This is a genomic window from Anaerosolibacter sp. (assembly GCF_029240175.1).
Lineage (GTDB): Bacteria > Bacillota > Clostridia > Peptostreptococcales > Thermotaleaceae > Anaerosolibacter.
In genome coordinates this window covers 1-6,371 of the sequence record NZ_JARBTM010000045.1, presented here as the reverse complement: position 1 = coordinate 6,371, position 6,371 = coordinate 1, and the positions used below count along the sequence as shown (strand labels likewise).

At 37.2% G+C, this 6,371-nt stretch carries 5 protein-coding genes; all 5 read left to right on the top strand.

Annotated features, from left to right (window positions below):
- A partial coding sequence (locus K0R93_RS18970) for a sensor histidine kinase (RefSeq protein ID WP_300304937.1) occupies positions 1-1,167 on the top strand: 1,167 nt, incomplete at its 5' end.
- Positions 1,164-2,726, top strand: coding sequence for a response regulator (locus K0R93_RS18965; RefSeq protein WP_300304935.1), 1,563 nt, complete (start codon positions 1,164-1,166; stop codon positions 2,724-2,726). The genes K0R93_RS18970 and K0R93_RS18965, both read left to right, overlap by 4 nt.
- Positions 2,727-2,836: 110 nt before the next feature.
- On the top strand, positions 2,837-3,781 hold the full coding sequence (locus K0R93_RS18960) for an ABC transporter permease (RefSeq protein ID WP_300304933.1): 945 nt from the start codon (positions 2,837-2,839) through the stop codon (positions 3,779-3,781).
- 52 nt (positions 3,782-3,833) lie between these two features.
- A complete protein-coding gene (locus K0R93_RS18955) occupies positions 3,834-4,748 on the top strand; it encodes a carbohydrate ABC transporter permease (protein ID WP_300304930.1) in 915 nt (304 codons plus the stop codon).
- A 46-nt stretch (positions 4,749-4,794) separates the two neighbouring features.
- A partial coding sequence (locus tag K0R93_RS18950) for an ABC transporter substrate-binding protein (RefSeq protein WP_300304928.1) occupies positions 4,795-6,371 on the top strand: 1,577 nt, incomplete at its 3' end.

Sequence of the window (6,371 nt, the reverse complement as noted above, 5' to 3'; positions counted from 1 at the left end):
GAAGGTCTGTCTTTTGGAGAATATTATAGCGAGGGTCCGATTGTGTGCAAAGACTATTTGATGATCAGCCGTTCCTTTCATCTACAAAAAGATATGGAAGGGGTTGTGATGATTTTAGTTGATCTGAAACGTATTAAAAATATGATTGAGATGGAACCCTTTGATCTTTTCTTACTAGATTCGGAATACAGATTACTAACATCGCAAGAAAATTATATGATTGGACAGAATCTGGATGAGTTAGAGAATATCGATATCACAGAAGGAAAATCCATGTTGAAAACTGAGTTTCTGGGAGAAAAATCTCAAGTTATAGTTAAAATCATTGACCAAAACATGTTAACGACACCACTTTACTTAGTTTCCGTTATTCCTATTGAGCAAATGGTGGCGACATCAAAAGAAGTGGCTATGTTTGGCGGATTGGTTGTATTTTTAAGCTTGATGGGGGGTCTAGCCTTGCTATTTGGGCTTTCTAATTTAGCTTCCCATCAACAGGAACAGCAGTATATGCTTTTTAAAGAACAGATGAGATTTGAAGTACTTGCTAGTCAAGTCAATCCCCATTTCTTATTTAATGTATTAGAATCCATTCGCATGAAAGCACATTCGAATGGTGAGAGTGAGATTGCAACCATTGTGAAAAAGATGGGGACACTCATTCGAAGGAATCTGGAAATGCCCTATGATTACATAACGCTAAAAGAAGAACTATCCTTTGTTGAAGATTATTTAATCGTTCAAAAATTCCGTTTTGGAGATAAAATACAAAGCAGCATTCATTGCAGTGAGGAGCTGATGCAGTTAACAGTACTTCCCCTTACGATTCAGCCGATTGTAGAGAACGCTATTATTCATGGGTTAGAGGGTGTAAAAGAAGCTGGAATCGTAATAATACATGGGAAAATTGAGGCAGGAAAGCTAATCATAACAATATCAGATAATGGAAAAGGAATTGATCCTAACAAGAGAGTGAAGTTACTCCATATCAGCCAGGGTACAAAAGGAAATGAGGAAAAACGAATAGGACTTATAAATATCCAGCAACGGATTCAAATTAAATTTGGTAAGTTCTATGGGTTATCAATAGAAGAAAATCATCCCAGAGGGACGATTGTTAAACTAATCATGCCTGTCATTCCAATGAAAGAGGAGAATATAAAATGATTTGGACGATGAAAGTAATGGTCATTGATGATGAACCAAATATTCGTGATGGTTTAAAAACACTGATTAATTGGGAAAAACTTCATTGCAGCTTAATAGGCGAGGCTCAAAATGGTATTGAAGGTATTGAAAAAATCGTGTTATTGAAGCCTGATTTAATCATTGTTGATATTAAGATGCCCGAAATTGATGGCATTCAATTGATTGAAACAATTACTCGTATGGGGATTGATACTCAGTTTATTGTATTAAGCGGCTATCAGGATTTTAATTATGCAAAGAGAGCCATGGAGTGCCATGTAAATCATTATATCCTAAAACCCATTGATGAAGATTTGTTAGCACAAAAAGTGATTGAGATTTATAATAACTGGTTCAACAAAATGAAAAAGCAAATTGATCTGGAACATCAATGCCAACTATCGAAAGAACAGATGATAAAATATATAGCAATGGGACATGAAGCGGCAGAACCCTACCTAAACAGTCCCGCCGGTTATGAAGAGCTAAATCGATGGTATGATCTGAGTCTGCCATGGCATTCCTATACAGTTCTCTTACTGGATACGTTAGAGACTGGAATGAACTTTAAGGAAAGAAATTTAATAAAGCAGCATTTGAAAGAGGTAGGAAATTATAGTGTATATTTTGAGACAGATGGCTTAATAGGAATTATTATTAAAAATCGAGATTTTGATAAACATTGTGAAAGCCTTCAGTTCTTAAGAAAATGGGTTTTTCTACAATTTCGTCGAGAGGCTATTATTACAGTAGGTCTTACGGTGAATGAACTAAATGAGATCAATAAATCATATGCCTTTGCTAAATATCTTATGGATCACCGCTTCTTATATGGCAATCAGACTATTTTACAGGAACAATCGCTTCATTTACAACAGAACAATAAACAAGGTAACTCCTACGAAGAAGACACGGAAGTTAAACTATATCAGTCAGTTTGCACCAATCAGCAAGACCAAGTTAATTATCTTCTTGAAGGTATGCGTGGTTACATGGAATTAAGCGGATGGGACTCAGAGAGAATCAAGGCGTTCTACTTGCATGTTTATGTTAGTGTTATGACATCTTTAATTGAACATCAACATGGACTATTGGAACGGGAATTCTTAAACCCCAAGGTATTTGAAACACTTTATCAGCAGTCGAATCTTTTTAAACTTCATGGCTTTATTAAATTTCAGCTTCTTACAATCTGTGAATATATAGAGGAAATGAAACCTCAAAAGACACTGGGAATGGTACTTGATTATATGGAACACCATTATCAGGAAGATATAAAGATTGAAGCATTGGGTAAGCTTTTTCATTATAGCAGTAACTATTTAGGCAAGCAGCTGAAAAAAGAAACGGGTAAGACCTTTAATGTCTTACTGGATGAAGTCCGTTTAAAAAAAGCACAAAGATTATTAAGTGACCCCGATCGAAAAATATATGAAATAGCACAAATAACCGGATTTCATGATCCTGATTATTTTACAGCTAAATTCAGAAAATATTACGGCATATCACCAAAAGAATATCGAACGATACATACATAGCTTGTAAACTATCTTCTATTATTAGGGGATACATAGCGAATTATTAAGGTGTCCGGTGGACGCCTTTTTTATTATAATAAAATTAATTAGGTGCAACAGGGGAGGATGTTATGATAAATGGTCAAGTGTTAAAACCAGAAAAGAAGCCACTCACTAAATTAATGATTAAGCAAAGGTATTTAATTTTGATGGTTTTACCTTTTGTAATCTGGGCTGTGATTTTTAAATATTTACCACTTTGGGGATGGGTGATGGCTTTTCAAGATTACAAGCCCAGAGCGGGTATGGGCTTGTTGGATTACCCTTTTGTCGGTTTGAAACACTTTATTGCATTGTTTCAGGACCCCATGTTTTATGATGTGATGCGTAATACACTGGGCATGAGCTTCTTACAGCTTTTTATCGGGTTTCCGCTTCCTATTATTTTTGCAATTATGTTAAATGAAGTAAAAAACATTAGATATAAGAAATTTATACAAACCAGTACATATCTGCCACATTTTGTATCTTGGGTAATTGTTGCAGGAATATTTAGTACCTTATTGTCGGGAGATGGAGTTGTAAACGAGCTCCTGCTATTTCTTGGTATTATTAAAGAACCGGTGTCTTTTCTGGCAATACCAAAGTGGTTCTGGGGGATTTGCACAAGTGCTGAGGTATGGAAGGAACTGGGATGGAATTCAATTATTTTTCTGGCTGCTATTACCGGCATTGATCCAACCCTTTATGAGGCAGCTAAGGTGGATGGGGCAAGTAGACTGCAATCCATAAGACATATCACCCTACCGGGAATTACAAACACAATTCTTGTTATCTTAGTCTTAGACATTGGGTGGATGATAAGTATCGGATTTGAAAAACAATATTTGTTAGGGAATTCCCTTGTTCAGGACTATGCTAAGGTTCTTGACCTGTATATTCTGGATTATGGTATTAAATTAGGTCGTTATTCTTTTGGTACTGCGATTGGTATATTTAAATCAGTGGTAAGTATCATATTGCTTTATGGTGCCAATAAACTAGCGAAAAGATGGAGAGGCCAAACAGTAATATAGCCAACTTAATACGGAATAAGAATAGCTTTGGCACAGAAGGAGAGTGAATAATATGTTATTTCGGAAGGAACCTAGAAGAAAAATAAGATTAAAGACCAGAGTAATGGATGGTTTAATTATGCTAATCCTCCTACTCATTGTCATAGTAACGATTTATCCTTTTCTAAATGTGTTGGCGATTTCCTTGAATGATGCGAATGATACAATCAAAGGTGGAATTCATATTTTCCCAAGGGTATTTACCTTAAGAAATTATGAAGAGGTTTTTAAAGACCCCATCTTAATCACTGCTTTTATTAATTCAGTTGTTCGTACTGTTCTGGGAGCCGGACTTGGAGTAATAAGTACTATGATGGTCGCTTATGTACTTAGCAGAAGAGATTTTTTCGCAAGAAAAGCAGTGGCAACGCTCTTTGCTATTACCATGTATATTAGTGGAGGCATGATCCCTGAATTTTTACTGATCAAAGAATTAGGAATGATTAATTCATTTTCCGTATACATAGTTCCGGGAATTCTAGGAGTGTATTATATTTATATTGTGCGTTCGTTTATTGATGGTTTACCGAGTGCACTTCAAGAGGCTGCATGTATTGATGGGGCCAATGATCTTCAGATATTCATGCGTGTCATATTACCCTTATGCAAACCGGTTATGGCCACCATAGGGCTGTATTATGCGGTATCTCACTGGAATTCATGGTTTGACACTTACCTTTTCAACAGCAGTAATCCAAACCTGACTACGCTTCAATACGAATTGATGAAAGTACTTAATAATTCAAATACTGCAGCAGCCGGTCATATGCTAAAGATGAAACAGCACGCTCAGACAGTTCGATCAGTATCGCCGCAATCCATGCGAATGGCAATCACAATCGTTGCTACTGTACCTATTTTAGCCGTCTATCCTTTTGTACAGAAATATTTTGTCAGAGGAATGACCTTAGGAGCGGTCAAAGATTGATTGTATAAACTATTAACTATGAAAATTATTCAAGGGAGGGATGATTATGTTAGGATCTATGAAAAAGATGTTGGCGTTTGGTTTGTGTATTATCCTGCTAATAACACTCGTTACTGGTTGTGGAAAAACCGAAGATAAGGAAAAATCAGTTCAAGGAACAGGGGTAGAGACAGAGACAGGATCAGAAACAGGCAGCACAGAGACGCAAGTAACCCCGACAACCTTTAGCTTCTGGAGTGCTGACACGACAGCTGGACAGATGGATGATGGCTTTAAAAGTCCAATTTCACAGAAAATCAAGGAACTCACAGGGGTAACATTAGAAAAAGAATTTGCAATAGGAGATCCGAGAGAAAAGCTATCTTTTATGGCAGCGAGTGGAGAATATCCGGATTTTATCTACGCAGTTGAGTATTCCAATATTATTGTAGATGCAGGAGGGTTTATAAAATTAGATGATTTAATCGAAGAATATGGACCGAATATTAAGAAGCTTTATGGGGACTATTTGACGCGATTAAAGTACAGTGAATCTGATCCATCCATCTATTTCTTAGGACTTCCGACGGTTGGTGAAGTCAAGTACGAGCCGGAATCAGGTTTTCAGCTCCAGCATGCATTACTTAAGGAGCTTGGATATCCCAAGATGGAAACCCTGCAGGATTATGAGAATGCTATTAAAACTTACATTGAAAAGTATCCTGAAATTGATGGCAAACCAACCATTGGCTTATCTGTGTTAGCAGATGATTGGCGCATCAAGATCTCAGTAACGAATCCGGCAGTCTTTGCTACAGGAGGTCCGGATGATGGAGAATGGTATTATGATACAAAAACAGGAAAAGCTCAAATTCATTTAACCCGTCCGGAAGAGAAAGAATACTTTCGGTGGTTGAATCATATGAATGATATCGGCTTACTTGATCCTGAGAGCTTTATACAAAAATACGATCAGTATCAAGCTAAAATAGCGGAAGGACGTGTATTGGCTTTATCCGATGGAAAGTGGGAATATGTTGATGCGGAACAAGCGTTAGTAGCTGCAGGAAAACCGGAAAGAGGTTATGCTCAATTGCCGCTTGTATTAGATAAATCCTATAAATATGCAGATTTTAGACCCGCAGGTTATACCGGAGGATATGGCGTTGGAATCTCAACCAGTTGCAAAGACCCTGTTGCAGCAATTAAATTCTTGGACTGGATGTGCTCTGATGAAGCCCAAATCTTATTTCGCTGGGGTATTGAAGGGGAGCATTATGACGTAGTTGACGGAAAGCGTAAGTTTAATGATGCAACCTTCAAATCTTGGACAGAAGATGCAGACTTCGCATCGAAAACCGGCATCGGTGTATACTCATGGCCATGGCCGGGTTATGGTAATGGGGCAGTTGATGCAAGTGGTGATTTTTATGGTCCTATTTTCAAACAAAATATTATTGATTCCTATACAGAAGCTGAAAAAGAAACGCTGGCAGCATACGGAGCAGAAACATGGAAAGATCTTTTTCCATCAGAAGAAAACTTTGTACCAAGCCCCTACGGTGTATTATGGTTAATCAATATTCCTTCTGATACAGACGCAACTATCATTATGCAAAAATATGATGAAATCACAGCCAAGCG